Source organism: Micromonospora sp. S4605 (assembly GCF_003176715.1).
Taxonomy (GTDB): Bacteria; Actinomycetota; Actinomycetes; order Mycobacteriales; family Micromonosporaceae; genus Micromonospora; species Micromonospora echinaurantiaca.
Map to the genome: position 1 here is coordinate 1 of NZ_QGSW01000486.1, position 1,559 is coordinate 1,559.

General features: G+C 78.8%; 2 protein-coding genes. Both read left to right on the forward strand.

Features of this window, described 5'->3' with window-relative positions:
• Positions 1-898, forward strand: an 898-nt coding sequence (locus DLJ47_RS35140; protein WP_446723647.1) for a DMT family transporter, incomplete at its 5' end; no start/stop codon positions are given.
• Between the two features lie 175 nt (positions 899-1,073).
• On the forward strand, positions 1,074-1,547 hold the full coding sequence (locus tag DLJ47_RS35145; protein ID WP_199236143.1) for a PH domain-containing protein: 474 nt from the start codon (positions 1,074-1,076) through the stop codon (positions 1,545-1,547).
• Positions 1,548-1,559: the final 12 nt, after the last annotated feature.

Consider the following 1,559-nt stretch of genomic DNA (forward strand, 5'->3'; position numbering starts at 1 on the left):
GGTCACCCTGGCCGGGGTCGCCTCGGCGGCGCAGGGGGCGGCCAACGGGGAGTTGGGCAGCCGGGTCGGGCACGCCACGCTGGCCGCGGTGGTCAACAACCTGGGCGGCACCCTGCTGGTCGTGCTCGGGCTGGCCGTCCTGCCCTCGATGCGGACCGGGTTGGCCGCGCTGCGGCGCCAGCGGCTGCCCTGGTGGTCCTACCTGGGTGGGCTCGGCGGGGCGGCGATCGTGGTGCTCGGCGCGTACCTGGTGCCGGCGCTCGGGGTCGCCGTGTTCACCATCGCGCAGGTCGCCGGGGGCAGCCTCGGCGGGCTGGCGGTGGACCGGGCCGGGCTGGCCCCGGTCGGCCGGCTCGCGCTCACCGGTCCCCGGATCGCCGGCGGGCTCATCGGCGTGGCGGCGGTGGCGCTGGCCCAGCTCGGCCAGCCGGTCGGCGAGCTGGCCGTCGGGCTGGTCCTGCTCGCCGTCGCCGGCGGGGTGGCCGTGGCGCTGCAGACGGCGCTCAACGGCCGGATCTCCGCCGCCAGCTCGGCCGCCGCCGGCGTGGCGGTCAACTTCGCGGTCGCCACCCCGGCCGTGCTGCTGGTCGCCGCCCTCGCCGGCGCCCTCGCCGGGCCGGACTCCGGCTGGCCCACCGCCTGGTACCTCTACACCGGCGGGCTGCTCGGGGTGGCCATCGTCGCCGGGCTGGTGGTCGGGGTCCGGGCGGCGGGGGTGCTGCGTACCGGGCTGGCCCTGGTCGCCGGCCAGCTCGGCGGGGCGCTGCTGCTGGACACCCTGCTGCCGGGCGGTCCCGGTGCCCGGCCGGCGGTGCTGGCCGGGGCGGCGCTGACCCTGCTCGCGGTCGTGGTGGCCGGCCGCGCACCCCGCCGCCCGAAGGGCCGCCCGACGGGCTGACCGACCCGGATCGACCACCCACGCCGCCCGGCCCGCCCCGTCCGGCGAAGGGCCGTCCAGGGGCTGACCGGGCCCGGCCCGGCGATTCGCCCCGTCGGGGGCCGCGCGGGGGCCGGCGACCGGCTCCGCGTGTGGCGGCGGAGCAGCCGCCCGGGGCGGGTGGCAGACTGGTGGGGTGAGCGACACCGAGCTGATCCGTCTCCGGCCCCGCCGCATCCGGCTGGTCTGCTGGACGTCGGCGGCCCTGCTGCTGATCGTCTTCAGCCTGGTGGCCACCTCGCTGAGCGGCCCGACCGGCGACGGCTACGGCACGTTCCAGCGGGGCGACCAGTTCGCCATGATCGGTCTCGGCGTGTTCGGTGCGCTCGGCTTCCTGCTCTTCACCCGGCCCCGGGTCGAGGCCGACGCGCGCGGGGTGCGGGTGCGCAACGTCCTCGGCTCGTACGACCTGCCGTGGGAGGTCGTCCGGGGCGTCCGGTTCGACCGGGGCGCCCCCTGGGCCAGCCTGGAGCTGCACGACGACGACCTGGTCCCGATGGTGGCCCTGCAGGCCGCGGACAAGGAACTGGCCGTCGAGGGGGTGCGCGCCCTCCGCCGCCTGCACCAGGCGCACCAGGCCGGCCTCGCCGAGCGCGCCGCCGGCGCCTGACCGCCACCGTCC